Origin of the sequence: Halogranum rubrum (assembly GCF_900114455.1) — an archaeon.
Taxonomy (GTDB): Archaea; Halobacteriota; Halobacteria; order Halobacteriales; family Haloferacaceae; genus Halogranum; species Halogranum rubrum.
Genome location: NZ_FOTC01000013.1, coordinates 1 through 22290, shown reverse-complemented (window position 1 = coordinate 22290; position 22290 = coordinate 1). Strand labels below are relative to the sequence as shown.

The window sequence follows — 22290 nt, the reverse complement described above, 5'->3', positions numbered from 1 at the left end:
GATTGGTACACCGGTATCAGTAGCTATTTGAGTTCGAACAGTAGACTCCCGAAGTATGGGATACGTAAGATTTAGCGACCCAGATGGCAATCGACGATCCGGAGAAATGACCGACGGCTCGATTACGGCCGATGGAGAGACGTTCGATTCAGACGCAGTCGAGTTTCTCTCCCCAGCCAAGCCGACCAAAATAGTTTGCGCCGCGTCGAATTACCGTGGCGGGTTCAACGACCCAAGCGAGTACCCAGACGAACCAATTCTGTTCGTGAAGACACCGAACTCGCTTTCCGGTCACCGACGAACAGTCACTCTTCCAGCGGCCGAGGACGTCTTCTTTGAGGGAGAGCTCGCCGTTGTCATCGGCGAGCGCTGCAGAAACATCGATACGTCGGACGCAATGAGCGTCGTCGAAGGATACACCTGCGCGAATGACCTCTCTGATCGGACCGTAGAGAACATGGTTCGACGGAAAGCGTTCGACGGAGCGGCTCCGCTCGGTCCTGCTGTCGTTTCTCCGGAGAACGTCTCATCGGAGTCGACTATTGAGACACGTATTAACGGAGAAACGTTCCAATCCTCTACGCTCTCAGAGCTGGTGTTCTCCGTTCCTGAGTTGATCGCCGACATCTCCCAGTTCCAGACGCTCGAACCGGGGGACGTAATTCTGACCGGAAGCCCACCTGGCATGGCACCGCTCTCTGACGGCGACGAGTTCGAGGTGGAAATAGAGGGGGTCGGTACGCTGACTCACGACGTATCGCTGTAGTCGGTTCGGGTGGAGTTATTCGAGGCCAGATTCTCGAACGGGCTGATAGGGTTCTTCCAAGTACTCAAGGTCACTTCTTGTGAGAGAAATCGAGAGCGCCTCGACAGCATCGTCAAGGTGTTCAACACTCGTTGTTCCGAGAATGGGAGCGTCGACCCACTCTTTGTGGAACAACCAGGCGAGACTGAGCTGAGCCATCGAGACCCCTTTCTCCTGCGCGAGTTCCTGAACCCGTTGGTTAATCTCTTCGCCACCACCTTCCCGGTAGGGACGATTATACAGGAGGCTGTCGACGGAACCACGTTTCGTGCTATCGAGTGATCGTGCCGGTCGAGCGAGGAATCCCCTTGCGAGTGGGCTCCACGGGGTCACGGCGATATCCTCTTCGTCACAGAGAGGGAGCATCTCGCGTTCTTCTTCCCGATACGCTAAGTTGTAGTGGTTCTGCATGACACGAAACGGCTCGAGCCCCAGCTTGTCACTCGTGTGAAGCGCGTTCGCGAGTTGGTACGCTCGAGTCGAACACGCACCGAGGTAACGAACCTTTCCTCGCCGGACTGAATCATCGAGAGCGTTGAGTGTTACCTCAATGGGGGTCTGGTCATCCCAGCGATGAATCTCGTAGAGGTCAATCGTGTCGATACCGAGCCGTTCGAGGCTCGCGTCGAGTTCTTGTTCGATCGCTTTCCGGGATAATCCTCCAGAGTTAGGAGTTTCTTCCTCGAGCGGTCGGAACACCTTCGAGGTAATGACGAACTCGTCACGATTATATTCGGTGAGTACGTCCCCGATGATTCGCTCGCTCTCCCCGTACGAGTAGATGTTCGAGGTATCGATGAAGTTGATTCCGAGGTCTATCGCATGCTCAATGATCTCCCGTGACTCCTCCTCGTCCAGGACCCACTCACGGACTGGACTCGTCCCGAAACTTGCACCTCCGAGGCAGATGCGGCTGACGTCCATACCAGTACTACCTAGTGTCGTGTATTGCACACACATACCTTTCTAAGGTGTATTAAATAGATTTGGGTGGCAACCCGGGAAGAGATTACTGAGATTAGTGATGTGTATAGGGGGGGTCAGTTCGGCACCGAAGTTAGTGGAACCCCGCTAGCTAAGCGCGTGAGACGACGAATTGGAGACCACCCATAGAATCAAATACACCACTTCCGTAGCGGGATAGTGGATCCAGCAATGGATGAAGAAGCCTACAAAGTACCAGATGAGGTTAGTGTACCATGGCGTGACCTCCGGATGGACGAATCACGACGTCCTCCGGAACGCGACGTGGTAATTACCGACGTCCGGACGATGACAATTTCGGGGAATTACCCGTGGGGAATAGTTAAAGTAGAAACAGATACCGACCACTATGGAATCGGCGAAGCCTTCCACGGGCACGAGGCGGTGGACGTCGTCAACCGCATCTCTCGCCACGTGATCGGTGAGAACCCGCTCGATATCGACCGGTTGATGGAGCTGCTTGAACAGCGATACACCGGTGCGGGATACATCGGGAAGGCTGCGATGACCGGAATTGAGATTGCCCTGTGGGATCTCAAAGGCAAGCTGTTCGACGTGCCAGTATACGAACTGCTCGGGGGGAAGTACCGAAGCTCCGTTCAGACCTACTGCGACACACACGCGGGAGAGTCGGTCGGAGCCGCGCTTGACGGCGACGCTGATACCGTCTACACCCCCGAGTCGTATGCTAAAGCGGCACGTGAGGTGGTCGATGACGGGTTCGGGTCGTTGAAATTCGATCTCGACGTTCCGATGCCGGGCGAAGACGACGAGGACGTCGCATCGCGGCGACTCGACAACAGAGCGATCAACCACAAGGTCTCGCTCGTCGAAGCGGTTCGCGACGAGATTGGATATGATGTCGACCTCGGCGTGGATTTGCACTGGAACTTCACAGTCGAGACTGCGATACGGCTCGGTAAGAAACTTGAGCGGTTCGACTTAGCCTTCATTGAGGATCCAGTTCCGCCTGGAAAACTGGGTGCCCAGCAGCGCGTCACCGAGGCGTTGGACACTCCTGTCCTCACCGGAGAGAACGTTGTTGACGTGGGTCGCTTCAACGAACTGGTCAGCGCCGGCGCACTAGACATCGCAGCACCCGACGTCAACAAATGCGGCGGATTGCTCGATCTCCATCGAATCGCCACAGTCTGTGACCTACACGGTGTCCCCCTCGCACCACACAACCTCTCAAGTCCGGTGGGTGTCGTCGCTGGTGCGCATCTCGGTGCGGCGATCCCGAACTTCATGTCGATCGAATTCCGTGGTCGGGACGTTCCGTGGTGGAACGATCTTGTGATTCGTACCGGTGAGCGGGGACCAATTCTCTCGAACGGGTCGGTGGCTGTTCCAGAGGGCCCGGGTCTCGGAATCGATATCGATGCGCAACTAGCCGACGAGTACAAGACGGCAGATTCGGAGTTAATCTTCTAACCGGATCCGGCCGCCATCGTACGGTATTATTCTACGAATCGGTTCCTCGTCTTTCCGATCTCTGATCAGGACATCAAGGGCTCACGAGCTCGCGACGAGTGTGTTGACAGGGTTGAGAGGGTCGTTCCCGCTGAGCACTCTGTTGACCTCCTCCGTAGCACGCTGTCGGAGTTGTGTGATTGTTTCCTCGGAGTACCAAGCGATGTGTGGTGTGAATATCACTTCGTCGAGCGAAAGCAGTGGGGAATCCTCTGGTGGCTCCTGTGAGAGTACGTCAAGTCCGGCCATCGAAATCACTCCCGTATCGATTGCGTGATAGAGTGCCTCCTCGTCAACGATGCCGCCACGCGCTGTATTGACGATAATCGCCCCTGGCTTGATGCGTTCGAAAGTACTCTCGTCGTAGAGATGTTCGGTCGATTCGGTGAGCGGGACGTGGATCGAATGGAAGTCGGCTTGCTGGAGCAATTCGTCGAAGCTCACCTTCGAGACACCATACTTCTGCAGTTCGGAGCGCGAAGCACTGTGGTCGTAGCCAATGACGTCCACGCCAGTTCCCTCAAGTCGCTCAACGAGTGACCGCGCTATGCTCCCGAAGCCGACGACGCCCAGCGTCTTTCCCTCCAAGCTGAACAGCGGCTTTTCTGCTTTCCAGTCCCAAGAGCCCGAACGGACACGCTCGTTGTACAGTGGGATTTTCCGGATGCACGCAAACAGGAGAGCGAGGGTGTGAGTAGCGACGTTCCCGAATGAGACGTCTGGAACGTTGACCACGCTAACCCCGTTCGCTGTGGCCGCATCAACGTCAATGTTATCGACGCCGATTCCAGCGCGGGCGATTACTTGGAGTTGGTCAAGTTCGTCGAGCACCCGCTTTGACATCGGGGCGTACCCATCGACGATAATCGCTGTCGCATCCAACGCATCCTGAATGAGCTCCCGTTCAGAGGTTGCGTCTGTCTTCACTACGTTCGCATTGAGTCCGCTCAGCAGGTCTCGCTCCATCTCGATATCTGTCGCTTTCTGATCAGCGACTACTACCTTCGGGGGCATTATTTCGACTATACTACCAGAACGGGAGGTAAAAAACCTATCGACGGTATTCCCTCAAACCGGTCGTTTGACCAAATTTCGGCGTTCTCACGGCCAGACGCCGATTTTCTTCTCATTATTGCGAAGGTTTATTATGGTGGATAGGAAACGAGGTGTGATGCCAAGTAACAATGGTGGCCCCACAGCGGGCCGAATAGACAGGCGTAGCGTCCTCAAGGTCACGGGAGCATCGATAATCGGAACAAGCAGCCTCGCCGGATGCCTCGGCAACTCCTCTGGAGAGGGGTCAAACGGAAGCACAACATCCGAAGGGAACACCGGGAATGGGTCAACGGGAGGATCAAGTAGTTCCTCCGACCTCTCAGGGAAGTCGCTCCACTTCGTGACAGACGAGTCGAACCCCAGCGCACAGAAGTTCCTCAAGCAGGTCGGTTCCTCATTCGAGTCGGAAACCGGTGCGTCGGTCAAAATGGAGTTCGTCGGACGGGGGTCGTCTGGTTCGGAGCGCGTCATCCAACTCCTTCAGGCCGGAGATCCACCCGAGATTTTCACAGCGAACCAGTCACAAGCCATCTCCTGGGCAATCCGTGGTATCTTGGCACCCGTAGACGAACCACTCGCGACCGGTAAAGAACGATTGGGCGAGCTACCAGGCGAGAACGCTCGCACGATTCTGGAGGGTAACGAGTACTCAGTGCCGTTCGGAGCGAACGCAGGGTGTTACTGGTATCGGGCGGACGTCGTCGAGGACACCGTTCCTTCGACGTGGGAAGACACACTCGCTTTCGCAGAGAAAGCCAACGGTAAGTCGGGCCTGAAAGGGTCGTACGTCCCTGCTGGAAGCGACTCCTCGACGACGTACCACTTCCTCAACTGGCTGTACTCCAACGAGGGAACAATCGCGAAGCGCGAGAACGACGAGATTCGAATCGCGGTTGGCGACAGTGAGAACCGGTCCCGCTGGGTTGAGACGATGAACTTCATCAAGGATCTCCACCAGTACTCGCCGGATGCGACGGATTCAACCTGGTCGACGATGATTCAAGCGATTCCGAACGAGACGTCTGCGTCGAATTGGTACGGAGGGGCTCGACCGAAGGTCCAAGCCGCCAAAGCGGACAAACCGTTCGCTGCCGACCTCCACCCGGTCCCGATGCCGAAGAACCGACAGCGGGTCGGTGATGGGAGTGCGGATGGATTTGTGACGTTCAAAGGCGCAGACACCGAGGTGGCACACGCGTTCCTCGAGTTCTTCCTCCAGATGGAGAACATGGTCCAGCTTCCTTTCGAACTCGCGCCGGTTCACGTCGTCTCCCCCTGGCCGACCGTTGTCAGTAGTGATGCGTGGAAAGAAAATGTCGACCAACTACCTGATGCCTGGTCGAAAGATGATATCCAGACGTACATGGTGGACGTAATGGAGAGTTACCAGCCGGTCTCTCACGAGACCGAGCCTCCGAACCCCTACGCAGAGTCACTTCTGGGGTCCAACCACATCACGAACTTCGTGCAGGAGGTTCTCATCAACGATAAGAATCCGGACGACATCGTCGACGACTACGCGAGTAAGCTCGAGTCGACTCTGAAGAAGGCAAAGCAGTAACGCTCTTCGACTGCGATCCTCCTGTTTCTAGTCGGCTCTCAATCGATATCGACTCCTCACTGTCACTCACCGCTGATTGCGGCTGAAGTTTCATCCGAGGGTTGTATTTCACAATCGGAACGAAGTGTTTTGTATGGCGAAGTCGTGCATTCTGTATGGTCGAAAAAGAGACCGATGAGAAGTCTTACGCGGTGAAGACCACCGTCACTTCGTTTCGAATCCTTGAGGCAGTTCACGAACTGGAGAAAGCAGGGGTCTCAGAGATCTCAGAGGCACTCGGCCTCTCGAAGAGTACAGTATACAAACACCTCAGTACGCTCGAATCGACGGGGTACGTATTGAAAGAAGACGGCAGCTACAAGGTCAGCTTGGGCTTCCTCCGTTTCGGGGAAGCCGCCAGAATGCGGAAGAAAATTTATCAAGTGGCGAAGGATCACATGGAGGAACTGGCATCGAAGACGAACGAGATGTCCAATTTGGTGGTTGAGGAACAGGGCAGAGGAATCCTCCTTTACCGAGCAACCAGTAACAAGGCCGTGAGCCTCGACACCTACGTCGGAAAAGAGGTTCCGCTTCACTCCACCGGGAACGGGAAGGCCATCCTAGCCCACCTCCCTCGACAGCGAGTGGAAGAAATAATCGCAGAACACGGGCTGCCAAAAGCTTCGGAGAACACGATTACCGAACCGGAGGCTCTGTTCAAGGAGCTAGAATCGATTCGAGAACGCGGTTGGGCTTACGACGAAGGTGAGCGTATCGAGGGGCTCCGATGCGTTGCAGTTCCCATAATGACCCCAGAAGAGGTGGTGTTAGGTGCGATCAGCGTCTCGGGTCCAGCCAGTCGTATCGAAGGCGATAGGTTCCGTGAGGAACTCCCTGACCTACTCCTTCGGGCAAAGAACGTCATCGAGATGGACATTGCATACAAGTGAATTTCGGAATGCGCCACCACAGTTTCTCATATCGAATGTAGAGTTCCGTAGGGAGATACTATCGGCTCGTTTGGAAAAATGAGACAGCCTCGAACGATACCAAAGGCACCCAGCATGAAATCCTCGAAAGAGGAAATCGGAACTCTTGTGCATCCAGTTGAAGATCACATCTGCTTTTCGACATGCGAATAATTTATGTCTTAAGAAGAAATGAGAGAAGATAATTGCGAGAGATCATGTTCCCCAATAGACACAGAGTTTGCTTCAAAGTCGGTTACGACCATTACAATAGTAGTATTGTAATCGACACAAGAGCCTGTGAGAGTGAACGACTCCAATAGACAAACAAACCCTATTACGTCACTTGGCACATCGAGTTCTGGCTTCTTACAGGTAGATCCCTAATTTATTAGTAGAGACGGTAGTAGACAATCACGCTTCAATTACATATCTAGATTTGTAATGTCCCTATTGAAGAGTCTGTTCATCGTTGGATGCTACTAACCAGTTCTACACATTAGTAAGATCATTTGTTATTGGATATTCTTGAATCTGTTCAGCCAACTTGCAGATCGTACCGAGATGAAACCGAGATAACCGACGGTGAAGCCCCGCCATCGAAGACGGGACATCGATTCTGGTAGGACAGGGATTCATCGTCACTCGACATCATCCTAGGGAGCCTTAACGAAATCGCCACCGAGCAAGGAACGGGAAGCACCGACATTTTCCCGCAAAACTATTCTTAAATGAATGCGTGGAGATTGCGGCGAGAGTATATGCGAGAACAACTTACCGCTGTATTCGAGGGTGAAAAGAATGATAAAGACCATTGAACGGCATGCAGCGAACTAGTCGATAGAAAGTGTATTCGGTAATTCCGTAATAGGCAACACAGATTAAACAACAATCCCAGAAAGATACAAACAACATCTTGATCACCTATCTAATCTATTTTGTACAATATATTGCTCTGTAGGATCGGTATACGGCGCTGGATTTCACGGATATCTCACGCTCCGGCGGAGGTTGTAGACGGTGCATTTGAGCACCATTTCACGGAGTTCGAGATGCCAGCTTCGCGCACGCACGGCTGCGCCGAGCGTGCGCTTGAGGCTTGAGAAGACGGTTTCGACCATCCAGCGGCGGTTGTAGTGCATCGAACTCATCCGTGCGTTGTGCGCAAGATCGAGCGAGGAGTAGATACGATGCTTGATGAGCGGACGAACTCCGTAGCTGCGGAGTTCGTCGCGGAACGGTTTGCCGTCGTACGCTCGATCAGCGGCCAACGAGAGCAGGTCGCCCGCGTTGCGGCGGGCGACCTGCGGGCCAATCTTCGCGTCGTGCTTCTTTGTTGTCGTGCAGTGGACGTCGGTGACGTACAGCGTTTCGACGTCCACGAGCGCGGTGACTTTCAACGACCGAACGCGGTAGTGCGCCCGCTGGGCGTAGTACCGCGAGGGGTGGTCGCGGTCGAAGCCGGTCGAGTCGATAGCAGCGTGGCCAGTGCGTTTCTCCGCCGACGCGCGGAGAAACGCACGCCAGGTCTTCGTCGAGATCTTCTCGAACCAATCGCGGAGCACCGTGTAGTGTGGCAACCGCGTGAGGCCAATTTCTTCGAGAACGCCCGGCATTTCGCTGAGCAAGTCGATTGTCTGGCGGTAAGACTTCCCAAGCTCAAGTCTCAGTGTATGAAGCGTGAGCATCGCCCAGTCGGCGAACCCGCCTCCCCCGACGGGGTCGGCGGGTTCGCCTGGGTTCTCGACAACTGTTTTAGCAGTAGCGACCGTAAGACGTGTGAAGCGGCGGATTTCCGAAGTCAAAACATTCTGCCGCTTCGCTTTCTACCGAGATAACGGAGTCGCCACGCCGCAGTCTAGCGATCCTACAGAGCACAATATATTAGTATAGTTGTACTTCAACTCAAAAGCCACTGCAGCGGAGATGTTTGCTGACAGGACAGAGTCTCAATGGCGATGAAACCACTGAGCTGCACGTCTTCCTTGAGAGTCCGTGGTGAATCTCCAACGAACATGCCAACGACGTCGACATCTGGTATCAGCAGCGGGTTAGACAGTGTATTATCTCGCAGAGTCCATCTCTCAATCTCGATGGTAACAGTGGGAACTCGACGAGTCGTCGACGCCAGCACTCTCCGCAGCCCACATTCGGAAGTTGATGCAGGCCACAACGACGCCGCGAGAGCAACTGTTGGTTGTTGCGCTCGCTGGGTGGGGACTCCGCGCAAGCGAAGCCGCAGCACTCCACGTCTCGCAGTTCAATCGCGATGTTGCCGACGACGACGTCCCATACATCGCCTTCGAGAATCGCAAGAACGGCCCCGGAGAGGTGTCGGTACTGTTCGGACTGGACATCCTCGACGCACGAATCGACGAGCTAGCAAAAGACGAAACGTGGACGGGGTACGTCTTCCCGTCACCACAAGGTGAAACACCGCACGTGACGCGAGACACGATTCGGAACTGGTTCCAAACGCTCGCCGCTGAAGCCGGGCTCCCAGAGCGCATCGACGGGGAGCGTCCGAGCCCACAGCTGTGTCGTCGCTTCTGGTACGACACGTACACGGCAGTCCTCGAGGGCGTCGAAGAAATCGCCGCCGAACAAGGCAGTAGCGACCCACAAGTCGTGATGCAAAACTATCTCTCGGACTCACGGTCGCGACGGGTACGTCGGGAGTTCATGCGCGAGCAATTAGCTGAAGCCTTCCAGACAGAGTGACAGTTGACCCTAGAGTGAACAGTTGCTGTGGAACACATACCCCAGCATGATATCGAGCAGTTCACGCAGACTCTTTCGAATCGCCTGTATTGCTGAAAAATTTCGATGAGACTGGACAGTCAACACGTGCCAAGTAATCCAATTTTTTTCAAACACGTGGGTCCGATTAGACGCACATCGATAAACCGGTCCGTATCAAAGAGTATGTCTCCCAAAATAGGCCCAGAATTACCCTTTAGACCTCGATTGTGAAGCATTTATCAGTTTCTTACTTGTGGATTGGTGAGTATGGAGCCACCGTCAATAATCATGGAGCTGTTGAGAGAATGCTCTACCTTATTTCACGACTCCGACAGGCAGATAATCAGGCTTTTCGTTTCCTCATCAAGGTCATCCCGTGTTCTTGATTCTGGATATCTTGGTCAGCGGCCGAATGAGCACAACTAAATTATTTGGATAAATTTCCTCCCCAAGCTTGCCGCGAACCAGCCTGATACAATTGGATGAGTACCCGTCAGCGCGCGTCAATCTTGGTCATCCCACGCGTGGAGGAGTTCTTCCTTCGACTGGAGGTCGTAATCTTCCCGGGAGGCTCCTCACTGTGATACTCCCGTGCGTCGTCATCGATCGGCATAGTCATACACGTCGTGTACACGAAATAGCCCCTTCGGTTAGTATGAAATCAGCAGTTGACAGCGATGCCATACGGGCGGAAACCAAGTCGCCGCTACCGACAGACTCAATCTTGTGTTGAGAGTTCATAACACACTGATGTCCGAGTTGCGGAGCCGCATTACTGACACGTGGAGGTCTACGGTTTCACTGTCGTGGCCGATTGCAGTTCAACAGTTACTGAATACCTTGATGCGGTCTGTCGACATCGTCGTAACTGGGCTCTTTTCACCCGCTGCTGTCGCCGCTATCGGACTCGCGGATTTGTACGCACAGGTCCCGTTCCGAATCGGACGCGCACTCGGAACGGGAGCGATTGCTCTCTCGAGCCAAGATACCGCTAGAGGTGACGCTGAAAGTCGTGACCAGGCCGTTACGCAGGCTCTACTCATCGGATTTCTCATCGGTGTTCCAATCGTGGCCGTGGGGTTTTCGCTGTCTGAGTTCCTCATCGAGGTGCTCGGTGCCGAGAAGGCAGTTGTGAGAATGGGATCGCTCTATCTCGCACTCGTCTTTGCCGTTGCACCCCTCCGAATCGTCGCTTTGGTGGGCGCGCGCTCGTTACAAGGGACAGGTGATACACGAACGCCGCTCGTTGTGAATGGACTGGCGAACGTTGTCAACATCTTCGCGACAGTCGGGCTGGGGTTAGGGCTCTTAGGCCTCCCGCGACTCGGCATCGTTGGTGTCGGAATGGCGACGGCGCTCAGTCGAGGGTTTGAGTGCGTGGCTATGCTTGGGATGCTAGTGAGTAACAGAACCGACCTGTCGCTCAGTCGGCCGCGAGATTCGACGGTTACGAAGCAACTCATCGCTATTGGCCTCCCGAACTTCGCGGAGGGAATGAGTACCTCTGTCGCAAATTTTCCGTTCAACGCCTTGCTACTCGTCTTCGGGACAGAGGTAAGCGCGGCATACCACATCGGGCGGCGGATTTACCAGCAACTCGCCGGCCCCCTGTATCGGTCGTACAGCGTCGCTGCGAGCATCATGGTCGGACAGAGACTTGGTGAAGGGAACCCCGAAGAGGCGCGCTTTTCTGGCCTGGCCATCACGGCTTTCAGCGTACTCACGCTCGGCGCCATTGGAGCACTGATATCGGTCGGTGCCGAACCGCTCTCGTCGATGTTCACGGATGACCCGGATACTCTTGGGTACGCTGTCGAATTCACGCGCATTTCGGGGGTTTCGATGCTCTTCTTCGGTATTTTCTTCCCACTGGCCGGAAGTCTTCAGGGTGCCAGCGAGACACGGACACCGTTCTACGCTCGTTTCACCGGGACGTTCGGCTTCATGCTCGGTTTTAGCTATCTCGTCGGGATCTGGTTTGGGTACGGACTCTCGGCAGTCTATCTAGGAGTTGTCCTGACGTATGTCTGGTGGGCAATCGTCGCGTGCGCCGGATTCTTGTGGGGTGATTGGGCTGAAAAAGCAGAACAGATGATGGCCAAACGGACATCCACAGCGGATTGAGGGGCCAACTCTGTCGCCAGTGTCGGATAAGTGGCGACTGTCCGCTCAGGACAGCCGTTTGACGGCAGAGAGGCGACCGTCACTATCGAACACAACGCGGCAGATGACGTACCACGTCGCGATCGAGAGCACGACCGTCACACCGAACGCGGGGACTCCCGACAACACCGTCGAGATAACCGACTGGTACGCGAGGACGAGCACGAACGTCATCGCAATCGGAATCAACGACTGGAGCGTGTTCTGGAACTGCATCATTCACTCGCCCCCGTCTTAGTGACCGCTCCCTCTGTTTCGCTCACCGTGCGAGCACTGCTCCCATCCTCATGGAGGAAGTTCTCCGGCGCGTAACGGTCTCTGTTGGCGGCTTCAAGCGTGATGCCGCCCTCGCTGTCGAACGACTCGACGTGAATGCACGCAGTTTCGTGTCCGACCATCGCGCCGTCGACCTGTTCGAGGTCAGGGTCGATAGAGCGACACTCGTCGGTCGCATCCGGACAGCGCGGATGGAACGAGCAGCCCTTCGGTGGATCGATGGGTGAAGGAACCTCACCGGAGAGTGGCTGGCGGTGCTGTGCAAGTTCCGGGTCCGGTTCCGGAATCGCATTGAGAAGTGCCCGTGTGTAGGGATGCTGTGGGCTCGCAAACAACTCTTCAGTCTCTGCAATCTCGACGATTTCACCGAGGTACATCACCGCGACTCGGTCACAGACGTGGCGAATCACGGAGAGGTCGTGGGCGATGAACAGGATGGTGAGGTCGTACTCCACCTGCAGATCCTTGAGCAAGTTGAGAATCTGCGCCTGAATCGAGACATCGAGTGCTGAGACCGGTTCGTCGCACACGAGAAATTCGGGTTCGACAGCGAGCGCGCGAGCGATACCGACCCGTTGTCGCTGTCCACCAGAGAACTCGTGGGGATACCGGTTCGAATGCTCTGGGGAGAGCCCCACCTGTTCCATGAGTTCCTCGACGCGCTTGTCGCGTTCGCCCTTATATAGGCCGTGAATCTGCATCGGTTGTCGAATTATCTGTCCGACGCTCTTTCGTCGGTTGAGGCTCGACGCCGGGTCCTGAAACACCATCTGGATACGTTTTCGGAACCGCTTCAGTTCCTTCGCTGAGAGCGACGTCACGTCAGTTCCGTCGTACGTAACAGTGCCGGCGGTGGGTTCGTCGAGCTGAAGGATGCTTCGAGCAGTAGTCGACTTTCCCGACCCGGACTCGCCGACGAGGCCGATGGTTTCGCCCTGACTGATCTCGAAGGAGACGTCTTGCACCGCCTTGACGGTCTTCGTCGCATCGAACAGTCGGTCGATGAACCCGTCGTTCTGTGTGAAATGCTTCGTCAGTCCGTTGACCTTCATTATCGTGTCACGGTCACTCATTTGAGACACCTCCATCGGTGGCCGCGGAGTCGGTTGCAGTTCGCGTCGTCGCTGGGTTGCTGTAGCCGAGTGCGTGGATACATGCTGCCTCGCGGTTAGTCTCAACCGCCCGAAGCTCGGGGTCTCTCTGTGTACACTCCTCCGTCGCGTGGACACACCGAGGGTGGAACGAACAGCCGGACGGCAGTGCGGTGAGGTCCGGAATTTGCCCCTTGATCGGGGTCAGACGGCTCTCCGACGACCGTAAATTCGGAATCGATCGCATCAGCCCACGTGTGTAGGGGTGGCGGGGAGACTCGAAGAGTTCCTCGACCCCCGCGCGTTCGACGATTCGTCCTGCGTAGACGACGGCGACCCTGTCACAACTGCCTGCGACGACGCCTAGGTCGTGCGTGATGAGGATAACGCTCATCCCGTACTTCTCCTGGAGTCGGTCGATGAGTTCGAATATCTGCGCTTCAATTGTCACGTCGAGTGCCGTCGTCGGTTCGTCGGCGATGAGAATCTCCGGGTCGCAGGAAATCGCCATCGCGAGGAGCACCCGCTGGCGCATCCCGCCGGAGAACTGGTGCGGGTAGTCGTCGACACGGGCCGCGGGTTCGGGGATACCGACGTCACCGAGGAGTTCGATGGTCCTATCTCGGGCCTCTGGCTTCGAGGCGTCCGTGTGTTTTCGGATAACTCGAGAGATCTGACTCCCGATGGTGTAGACAGGGTTCAACGAGGTCATCGGGTCCTGAAACATCATCGCGATGTCGTTGCCCCGAATCTGTCGCATCTCCGCCTTGCTCTTCTCTAGCAGGTCCTCACCCTTATACCGGACCGTACCGGCTTTGATGTACCCCGGTTTGTCGATGAGTTGCATGACCGACATCGCGGTGACACTCTTGCCAGAACCGGACTCACCAACGATGCCCAGTACCTCACCTTTGTGAAGCGAAAATGAGTTGCCGTCGACTGCCTTGACAACGCCCTCGTCGGTGTGGAACTGGGTGACCAGATTCTCGACTTCCAGAATCGGTTCACTGGTCATTGGAGCCCTCCTGAGAGTACCGTGGGTCAAGCGCATCGCGCAGTCCGTCTCCGAGTAAATTGAATCCGAGGATGATGATCATGAGCGCCAACCCCGGGAAGACGGGATACCACCACTGGCCACTGTAGACGAAACTCCGGGCATTCGACAGCATCAATCCGAGACTCGCGGTCGGAGGCTGCAGTCCGAGTCCGAGGAACGACAGGCCCGCACTCGCGAGGACGGCCGTCGCCATGTAGAGCGTCGCCTGTACGACGACGATCGGGATGGTGTTGACCAGCACGTCGCGCGTGAGGATGTGTGTGTCGCTCGCACCGAGGGACTTCGCCGCGTCAACGTAGTCTTCTTCCATCTCTTTGAGTACTGCGCTACGCATGACGCGCGCGAACCGTGGGATGTAGGCAAACCCGATGACGAAGATAATCTTCGCGAGATTAGGGACGGAGATCCAGCCGTAATCGGTCGTTCCGGCACCGAGAATGCCGATAATCGCGATTGCGAGAATCAGGCTTGGGAACGAGAGGATGATGTCCATCGCACGCATAATCGTCTCGTCAACCCACGAGTTACCGAGGTACCCCGCGATAGCGCCCAAGGCGATACCGACACTCATTGCGACCGCGTTAACACCGATAGAGATTATCATGAGCGTCCGGAGGCCGAAAATCATCCGTGAGAGGAGGTCGCGGCCGTGGTTGTCCGTCCCTAGATATGCTGTTATCTGCTCGTTGGATTCACCCTCAACAAACAACGTTGAGCCCGGGGGGAGCGGATTATGTTCCCCTTCGGGTGCGTCGAACTGAGTCGCCGGGTCATGCGGTGCGATGAACGGAGCGAATATCGCAGCGAAGAGCGTGAGCCCAATTATCACCGCTCCGACGATTGAAAGCCGATTCTTCCGGAACTCTCGCCAGAACTGTTCGAACTGGCTTCGATGTTCACGGGTCTGTGCTCCCTCTTTGACTGTGGTTGATTCTTTCGTCGCCATTTCAGTTCCCTCCGTCTTCACGGATTTTCGGGTTGAGGTACGCGTAGAGGACGTCGACACTTAGATTTGCGAAGACGAACACACACGTAATGAAGAGCACCAGGGCGCGGATGACCTCAAAGTCCCGTCGGGCAATTGCCGTGATGAACAGCTTTCCGAGTCCGGGGAGGTTAAACACCGTCTCCGTCAGGACCGCACCGTTCAACAGCCCACCGATGCCGATGCCGATGACGGTCACGACGGGGATGAGTGCGTTCTTCGTTGCATCTTTTAGAATGACCTCGCGCTCGCTAATTCCCATCGCACGGGCCGTGCGGATGTAGTCCTGGTTCATCGTCTCAAGCATCTCCGATCGAGTCATCCGCTGGATAATCGCTGCACGAGCGGTCCCCAAGGCGATGACTGGCAAGATGAGATGTTGGAGGTTCGCAACCGGATCCTCGAACGGTGAGATCCATCCACCAGTCCCCCAATCGAAGTTGAACGTGACACCAAACACCATGATCAGGACGATGCCCAGCCAGAAGTTCGGAATCGAGATTCCCGAGAGCGCCCCGATACGTGAGAGGTGGTCTGCAGGTTTGTTCTGCCGGACTGCACCAATGATTCCTGCCGGAATACCGATGAGTACAGCCAGCAACTGTGCGAGGAGTGCGAGTTCGAACGTGAGCAGGAGTCGGCTCTTGATGAGATCCACGACGGGTGTTCCTTGCTGGACGGTCCACGAGGTCCCGAGATCACCGACGATAGCACTGCTGGCCCACAGCCAGTACTGGACGTAGAACGGCTTGTCCAGACCGAGCTGTGACCGGACTTCCTGGATGATCTGTTCGTTTTGCAGTGGTCCAAGCAGGACCGCTGCGGGGCCTCCGGGGGCGATGTGGAGCAGCCCAAAGACGGCCACACTCACACCGAACAGTACCGGGACGATCAACATGAGCCGTTTCAGGATAAATCGTGCGGTGCTCATTGTTCCAAAATACGTATCAACAGTCTGAAACTGGTGTTCATTATTGGGTTGTAAACGGCGTTGGAGAGGGTTGTTAATGATTCTTTCTGCAAATTCGCCAATCAATCCTTGGTTACAGGACGGATGTCTGACGCGAACGAACCCATCTGGTAGTCCGACACCGAGTCACTCCACGCGGCGAGCCGACTCGAGTAGGCGATGTCGATCTGGATGGCGTTCTCGACGAGATACTCCTGAAGTCGGTAGACGATTTCCTTTTGTTCTTGTTCGTCGGCGGTCTGTTGAGCTTTCTTGAGCGTCTGGACGTACCAGTCGTGGCCGTTCGAGAAATCCCCTTCGGCGTCTTCCGGGGCCGGCGGTCCGCTTGGGGCGTACCGGTCCGGGAGATCAGGCGACGCATGGTGCCAGTTGTTGTGGTTTCGGTCGTTCGGAACGAAGCCAGTGCTGAGCCAGTAGGTGACGACCGGAACGGCGTTCGTCCAGTTCTCGAGGGCGGCGTGCCAGTCGGTCGTATTGTATACCTGGTCGAACAACGCAGATTTCTCAAGTGTGGTAATCTCGACGTCGATACCGATTTTCGAGAGCTGGTTCTGGATAACAACGCCCTGATCCTTGAGGTGAGAGCCTTTGGTGATGAGCATCTCGAAAGTGAACCCGTCCGGGTTTCCGGCCTTTTCGAGTTCTCTCCGTGCCTTCTCTTGGTCGTACATCTTCATCTCCTTCAGCTTGGGCGACGTCCACTCGCTGTCCGGATACCAGAGCCCCTGCTGGGCGACACCTCTGCCGTAGAAAATCTCGTCTAAGATCTCTTCGGCGTCAATGCCCCACTGGACCGCACGGCGGTTGTTGACGTTGGACATTGGGTTGCCCTCCGCCTCCATGAGGTTCAGGTAGAGCACCTCGGTCGTGTTCCCGGGTACCGTCCCCGTCTTGATACTGGGGTCGCCCTTCAGCGACTCGAAGTCCTTGTCCGGGATGGAAGTGGTCAAGTCAGTGGTGCCAGACCGGAGGTTCGCCAGTCTAGTCGAATCCTCCGGCATGATCTGGAAGTTAATTTCGTCGACCTTCGGAATGCCCTCCTTCCAGTAGTTCTCGTTCTTCTTTAAGAGGACGTTCTCATTCGTGTTCCATTCGACGAATTCGAAGGGGCCGGTTCCAGCACCACTCGGATCCGTCGTGAGGTTCGTCGCGATTCCTGTCGGTCCTTCACGTTCACTGGCGGAGCCACGAGAGCCTTTTTGGACGATACCTTCCAGACCGCGTGTTAGCCACCAGTTGAGTGTGGAAAACTGTGTAGTGAGGTTCAGACGAAGTGTCCTGTCATCGACAATTTCGGTTCCCTCGACGTTCGGAATCCGGCGCCGGATCGGCGAGTTGTTGTCGGGGTTCAAAATCCAATCGACAGAGTACTTGAAGTCCTCGACAGTGACCTCGTCGCCGTTGTGGAACTGGAGACCGTCGCGAAGTTCGTAGTCGAAGGCCATCCCGTCGTTCGTTGGCTTCGGGACCTCCTTAACGAGGCCAGGAGCGAGTTCCGAATCAGGAGTAAGCTCAATCACTTCGTCGTAGATTAGACTCCCGATGGCGCTCGACCCTGTGTCTGCCCACAGTGCGGGGTCGAAATTCCACGGTTCCGAGGCGATTGCGACGTTCAGCCGGACAGTTTCGTCCGAGGAACCGCCGCCACTACTGCCGGTGCTGTCGGTTCCACTCCCGCCACCAGAATCGCTGTTGCCAGTACACCCTGCGAGGGAGGCACCCGAGAGCGCTCCGGTCAATGCGAGGAACTGTCTTCTATCGATATCGTATTCGGTGATGTTACTAGCCATGTGTATGCTTACCTATTGCCAACGTATGACATCGTGACCAAAGAGACACCATTATTTAAATCTGTTCATAGCTGTCAATATCACGAGTACAGTTTGATGGAGAGTCTTCTCGTTTGATAGATTTGGGATGGGCTCAGTCGCGGCACATCAGTCAAGTGCGGTGACCGTTCGCGTTTCGCAACTCGCGCCCATGCGAGTCAGAAACAATGTGATTGAGATCAGTCACCCAAAGATATAAATATATGTTTCCCATCGCTATATTGTAGACTTCCGATGCTAGCCAGTACCATAGAGTCTTTGACTCAAACGAGTGTCGCCTCAGCAAGTGCCCCTGGTCTCGTGACCAGCGACGACGAGGCGTACCAATGACTGTTGAACTGGATTACGAAGAGTACGACCTCGGGAACCTAACTTGGGAGGAAGCCGACGTCGCCATCGATGAGGCAGACTTCATGGTGTTGCCCACAGGTGCCATTGAGCAGCACTCTCTGCACCTGCCGGTGTCCGTCGACACGCTCCGGGCCGAAAACCTGAGTCGTGTCCTCGTGCAAGCCGCAACCGACCGTGATCTATCGATGATACGGTTACCGACGCTGCCGTTCGGCTACTCGGAGCACCACATGACACGGTCGGGCACACTGACGCTGATGCCCGACACGTATCAGAAGGTCGTCGAAGAACTCGGTGCGTCGGTCGCCCAACACGGGGCTAAACGACTGCTGATCGTCAACTGCCACGGGGGAAACAATGCACCACTGAAACTTGCTGGTGACAGACTCCAGCGAGATCACAACATCGAGGTGTACCTCGTCAACTGGACGTCGTTTGCTCGAGAACAGTTGGAGACCCGGTTCGGTCCGGACTGGAGCCACGCGGGCGAACACGAGACCAGCGTCACGGAACTGTACCATCCGGACCTAGTCCGGACGGAGAAGAAGGAGAAACAACAGCGGAAGGCGAAGTTCAACGTCCGCCAGTACACGTGGTATACCGACCTCGCGGTACAGGGTGGCCGCGGCGACCCGCGGAAATCTGACCCCGAATTCATGGAGGAAGTCGTCGCCGACACGACCGATCGAATCCTCGACGCCCTCGAGGAGGATCTCGCTCAGCCCGTCGACGGCGTCCACACGCTCGAACAGGCACCCAATTCGAACTGACCACGACAGACTGCCACACCCACTGTCGCTGAGAAACTCACTGTCATTCCCTTCGTTTCGACACCACACCTCAACGAGCGCCGTCGCTGGCGAACTTATTGGTACCTCCTCTAAGGATCTCTATGCAGTCTTGGTCCAGCTGGCCGTCTTTCATGGTCTTGCATGCATGCGTCCAAGACTGTTGGACGGGTTCGGACCGATATCTCACTCATCCCCCTCTCCATTCACCGGAAATTCAGCTGTTCACCGGGTGGCCGACCCCATCTGAGTGAAAGCAACACATTTGTGTGTGCACCTCACATGCTACAGTATGTCTGGCGCAAAAACGAAGCCACTCAAATCGCTACGGTCTGCATTTGAGATCGTAGATTACCTGAAACGGTCTGGGGGTGCGGGCGTCACGGACGTCGCCAACGAACTCTCCCTACCAAAGAGCACCGCGCACGTGTACCTATCCTCTCTCGAAGAGATTGGCTTTGCAGTAAACGACGAAGGCACGTACCGAGTCGGAATGAGATTCCTCGATATCGGTGAAAACGCTAGGTCACAGAAGCAGATCTACCAGGTCGGTTGTGAGGAAGTCGACAGACTTGCCGCAGAAACTGGCGAGTTAGCGAGTATGATGATACCAGAACACGGGCGTGGGGTGTATCTCTATCGTAAGCGGGGAGAGCAAGCGATGCCCGTGAAATCCCACATCGGGAAGCACGTCGACCTCCACTGCCGGGCGTCAGGGAAGGCGATTCTCTCTGCGCTTCCCAGAGAAGAAATCGAGCAGATCATCGACGAGAAGGGATTAGTTGCCAGAACGGAGCGCACGATTACAGAGCGTGATGAGCTCTGGGCTGAACTCGAGCGAATAGGGAAACAAGGATACGCTGTGAACGATGGCGAACTGCGTGAGGGTCTCCGCTGCATCGGGGCACCAGTCACGCGTAACGGGCGGGTAGTGGGCGCGATAAGTGTGTCGGGACCTGTTGGCCGAATCCAGGGCGAACGGTTCGAAGAGGAAATTCCGAAGTTAGTTAAGAACGCGGCCAACATCGTCGAAATCACCGTCTCGTACTCTTAAAAACTAACACGTCCAATAATATTGGACGTCTGCAATCGTGTAGATGCTCATTACATTCATAGTAATGTAATGTTGCAATGTTTTGGTCGGTGAGTTGGAACGACCACCAGGTAGATTGGGAAGAAAGCCTCCCATACGTCCCTCATAGGAGCACCTTCATCGCCAGTTCAGTACCAAAGCAGGTACCGATCGATGCAATCCAGTACTGTTGGACGAGAAGTGGTGAAGTTACATGCAATTCGTGAGAGACATTGTACAGTTCCCGACTGTTCAAGTGAATAGGGCTGACTCTATTCCAACTCGCCGTTCTTCGGTCGGTTTGAACCGCTTACCGACCCGAGAGATCTCTGGAAGAGTGCTCGAAGTGAAGGCTCACATTCGGGCTGATTCGCTATGTCAGTGCCTATTGCGATGAAAGCAAGACGGACGATCTTGTAACACCCGTCGGTTGCGAGAACGACGTCCCGGCACACGAAGCGGTCGATGGCTACTGGGCAGCGTTCGACTGACTGCATGATGATCTTGATCACGGGCAGACCAAACGTCGCATCAATCTCACGGTTTCGAATTGGTACGCACACTTAGTCCGGTGACAATGGGCCGCCGTCACTCCTGCCAACGGTCTTGACGACGTGTTCGATTGGCCAATGGGAACGGTGGCACGACGCCGATACGTTTTGTCTCGGCGCAGAACACGTTCGAGCGCTCTACCAAGTAGCAACTGATGCCGAAGAGCGACTGCTTGTGCTCGCGTTCTGTGCGTGGGGGCTTTGATCAAGAGAGGTTGCTCAACTTCATATCCGCCAGTTCGTTTTCGACCCGTACGACGGGGACGTCTTATTCATTGCCTTCGAAGTGCGGAAGAACGTCCCTGGAAAGGTATCACTCCTCTACGAGCGGGATATTCTCGAAGATCGTCTCGCTGCAACGACTGACGTTGACGAGTAGAACGGTTATCTGTTCCCCTCACTATACGCATCAGGTCAAACATTTCACCTTAGACAGTCTGGAATTGGTTTGGCCAACTTGCCGCTCGTGATGGATTGCCCGGGACAATCGACGACGAATTGCTGTCGCCGAAGATGGGCGCAGATTCTGGTACGGCGTATATTCGTCGTCAATGGACGTCATCCTTGGAAGTCTGGATAGATGGCGGCCGAACAGGGAAGCGCAAGCGCCGATGTCGTCCTGCAGAAATATCTCTCAGATGCGCGTGCACGGAAGTTGCGGTGAGAGTATATGCGAGAGCTACTTGCCGTTGCGTTTGAGGTGGAGTGATAGTAATCATTCTACCGAAACTAGGAAATTGGTCAATGAGAGGCTACCTCTTGTACTATCTTACTAGGAGGTACAGGCCAGATTACAATCTCAGTCGGCTGTAGACTGAGTCGCCAGATTATACAAACAGTTTTGTGGATTTCGCCAAGCAACTCTTCAAGCGTGTCCTGCAGATCACCCTCGGCTTCGATAACCTCTTCGCGAAGGAAATACGGGACCTGTTCGCGCCCTCCTACGAAGCCGTCGACGCGTGCTATGCAGCGTTTGACTGGTTGAACGAAGATGCAGACCGCGCCTACAGCGCCCAGACCCTCCAGCGTGTGCGGCGCATCGTCGACGCCTGGTATCAACATCTGGTCGGACGACGCGTCGCCGCCATGAACCCAGCAAGTGGCCTCTACAACGAGTTCAAATGGGAACTCGAAGAGTCGTCGACGCCAGCACTCTCCGCAGCCCACATTCGGAAATTGATGCAGATGACGACGACGCCGCGAGAGCAGCTGTTGGTGGTCGCACTCGCGGGCTGGGGACTCCGCGCAAGCGAAGTCGCAGCACTCCACGTCTCGCAGTTCAATCGCGACGTTGCCGACGACGACGTCCCCTACATCGCTTTCGAGAATCGGAAGAACGGGCCCGGAGAGGTGTCGGTGCTGTTCGGCCTAGACATCCTCGACGCACGAATCGACGAGTTAGCAAGCGACGAAACGTGGACAGGGTACGTCTTCCCGTCGCCACAAGGCGAAACACCGCACGTGACGCGAGACACGATTCGGAACTGGTTCCAAACGCTCGCCGCTGAAGCCGACCTCCCCGAGCACATCGACGGCGAGCGTCCGAGTCCACAGCTGTGTCGTCGCTTCTGGTACGACACGTACAC

16 protein-coding genes and 2 pseudogenes are annotated in these 22290 nt (G+C 55.6%); 9 read left to right on the top strand and 9 right to left on the bottom strand.

Annotated elements, in window-relative coordinates:
* Positions 1 to 55 precede the first annotated feature (55 nt).
* Positions 56 to 766: a fumarylacetoacetate hydrolase family protein gene (locus tag BM083_RS22415; RefSeq protein ID WP_089872839.1), complete on the top strand. Its 711-nt coding sequence runs from the start codon at positions 56 to 58 to the stop codon at positions 764 to 766.
* A gap of 15 nt (positions 767 to 781) precedes the next feature.
* On the opposite strand, the gene BM083_RS22410 is transcribed toward BM083_RS22415, so the two are convergent.
* Positions 782 to 1759 carry an aldo/keto reductase gene (locus BM083_RS22410; protein ID WP_089872849.1) on the bottom strand — a complete coding sequence of 326 codons (978 nt, stop codon included), beginning with the start codon at positions 1757 to 1759 and terminating at the stop codon, positions 782 to 784.
* Positions 1760 to 1960: 201 nt separating this feature from the next.
* Here BM083_RS22410 and BM083_RS22405 point away from each other — a divergent pair, with 201 nt between their 5' ends.
* Complete coding sequence (locus tag BM083_RS22405; protein WP_089872837.1) at positions 1961 to 3223, top strand: mandelate racemase/muconate lactonizing enzyme family protein; 1263 nt, start codon at positions 1961 to 1963, stop codon at positions 3221 to 3223.
* A gap of 81 nt (positions 3224 to 3304) precedes the next feature.
* Here BM083_RS22405 and BM083_RS22400 read toward each other — a convergent pair whose 3' ends face one another.
* Complete coding sequence (locus BM083_RS22400; RefSeq protein ID WP_089872835.1) at positions 3305 to 4276, bottom strand: C-terminal binding protein; 972 nt, start codon at positions 4274 to 4276, stop codon at positions 3305 to 3307.
* Between the two features lie 382 nt (positions 4277 to 4658).
* On the opposite strand from BM083_RS22400, the gene BM083_RS22395 reads away from it, so the two are divergent.
* Complete coding sequence (locus BM083_RS22395) at positions 4659 to 5879, top strand: ABC transporter substrate-binding protein (RefSeq protein ID WP_177197748.1); 1221 nt, start codon at positions 4659 to 4661, stop codon at positions 5877 to 5879.
* Positions 5880 to 6034: 155 nt separating this feature from the next.
* Positions 6035 to 6811: an IclR family transcriptional regulator gene (locus BM083_RS22390; RefSeq protein ID WP_089872831.1), complete on the top strand. Its 777-nt coding sequence runs from the start codon at positions 6035 to 6037 to the stop codon at positions 6809 to 6811.
* A gap of 1001 nt (positions 6812 to 7812) precedes the next feature.
* On the opposite strand, the gene BM083_RS22385 is transcribed toward BM083_RS22390, so the two are convergent.
* The gene (locus tag BM083_RS22385) at positions 7813 to 8634 is read right to left on the bottom strand and encodes an IS5 family transposase (protein ID WP_089872829.1); all 822 of its coding nucleotides are present in this window, start codon (positions 8632 to 8634) and stop codon (positions 7813 to 7815) included.
* A 221-nt stretch (positions 8635 to 8855) separates the two neighbouring features.
* Between BM083_RS22385 and BM083_RS22380 the strand changes: the two are divergent.
* A pseudogene (locus BM083_RS22380) lies at positions 8856 to 9550 on the top strand (tyrosine-type recombinase/integrase); the annotation flags it as partial.
* A gap of 771 nt (positions 9551 to 10321) precedes the next feature.
* Positions 10322 to 11695, top strand: coding sequence for an MATE family efflux transporter (locus BM083_RS22375; protein ID WP_089872827.1), 1374 nt, complete (start codon positions 10322 to 10324; stop codon positions 11693 to 11695).
* 45 nt (positions 11696 to 11740) lie between these two features.
* Here BM083_RS22375 and BM083_RS22370 read toward each other — a convergent pair whose 3' ends face one another.
* The 6 genes from BM083_RS22370 to BM083_RS22345 all read right to left on the bottom strand — a co-directional run bounded on the left by BM083_RS22370 (position 11741) and on the right by BM083_RS22345 (position 17903).
* Positions 11741 to 11953 (bottom strand): hypothetical protein, encoded by a 213-nt coding sequence (locus tag BM083_RS22370; RefSeq protein WP_177197747.1) that lies wholly within the window; start codon positions 11951 to 11953, stop codon positions 11741 to 11743.
* Positions 11950 to 13083 (bottom strand): ABC transporter ATP-binding protein, encoded by a 1134-nt coding sequence (locus BM083_RS22365; RefSeq protein ID WP_089872823.1) that lies wholly within the window; start codon positions 13081 to 13083, stop codon positions 11950 to 11952. The genes BM083_RS22370 and BM083_RS22365 overlap by 4 nt, the downstream gene beginning before the upstream one ends.
* A complete protein-coding gene (locus tag BM083_RS22360) occupies positions 13076 to 14116 on the bottom strand; it encodes an ABC transporter ATP-binding protein (RefSeq protein WP_089872821.1) in 1041 nt (346 codons plus the stop codon). The genes BM083_RS22365 and BM083_RS22360 overlap by 8 nt, the downstream gene beginning before the upstream one ends.
* On the bottom strand, positions 14106 to 15104 hold the full coding sequence (locus BM083_RS22355; RefSeq protein WP_089872819.1) for an ABC transporter permease: 999 nt from the start codon (positions 15102 to 15104) through the stop codon (positions 14106 to 14108). The genes BM083_RS22360 and BM083_RS22355 overlap by 11 nt, the downstream gene beginning before the upstream one ends.
* A gap of 1 nt (position 15105) precedes the next feature.
* On the bottom strand, positions 15106 to 16074 hold the full coding sequence (locus tag BM083_RS22350; protein ID WP_089872817.1) for an ABC transporter permease: 969 nt from the start codon (positions 16072 to 16074) through the stop codon (positions 15106 to 15108).
* 101 nt (positions 16075 to 16175) lie between these two features.
* Positions 16176 to 17903: an ABC transporter substrate-binding protein gene (locus BM083_RS22345; protein WP_089872815.1), complete on the bottom strand. Its 1728-nt coding sequence runs from the start codon at positions 17901 to 17903 to the stop codon at positions 16176 to 16178.
* A 365-nt stretch (positions 17904 to 18268) separates the two neighbouring features.
* Between BM083_RS22345 and BM083_RS22340 the strand changes: the two genes are divergently transcribed.
* The 3 genes and pseudogenes from BM083_RS22340 to BM083_RS22325 all read left to right on the top strand — a co-directional run.
* Positions 18269 to 19063: a creatininase family protein gene (locus BM083_RS22340; RefSeq protein ID WP_089872813.1), complete on the top strand. Its 795-nt coding sequence runs from the start codon at positions 18269 to 18271 to the stop codon at positions 19061 to 19063.
* A gap of 310 nt (positions 19064 to 19373) precedes the next feature.
* Positions 19374 to 20135 carry an IclR family transcriptional regulator gene (locus BM083_RS22335; protein ID WP_089872811.1) on the top strand — a complete coding sequence of 254 codons (762 nt, stop codon included), beginning with the start codon at positions 19374 to 19376 and terminating at the stop codon, positions 20133 to 20135.
* Between the two features lie 1430 nt (positions 20136 to 21565).
* Positions 21566 to 22290, top strand: a pseudogene (locus BM083_RS22325) (tyrosine-type recombinase/integrase); the annotation flags it as partial.